The organism is Bittarella massiliensis (ex Durand et al. 2017) (genome assembly GCF_017566145.1).
GTDB lineage: Bacteria > Bacillota > Clostridia > Oscillospirales > Ruminococcaceae > Bittarella > Bittarella massiliensis_A.
In genome coordinates, this window is sequence record NZ_JABFCL010000176.1 from 1 (window position 1) to 226 (window position 226).

Below are 226 nucleotides of genomic sequence, written 5' to 3' on the forward strand. Positions count from 1 at the left end.
ATGCTGCTAGGCGCCATCAGCTCCCATGCCTTTGTTGTCTGGTTGTAATACAGAATCTGAACATCGTTCAGTCCTTCTACCAGGTTCGGCACGTAGAGGTTCAGGCTGACGCCGTCTCCGGCCAGTGCTGTCTGGACCGGTGCTAACGGAACGTATCCAACCATGTTGTTTGTTCCGATTGTACGGTACAGAGCCTCGGTTCCTGCGTTGATTGTATTGATCTTAT

The 226-nt window shown here is 51.3% G+C and carries 1 pseudogene; it reads right to left on the reverse strand.

The window, feature by feature from the left end:
* Positions 1-226, reverse strand: a pseudogene (locus HJY11_RS13940) (hypothetical protein); the annotation flags it as partial.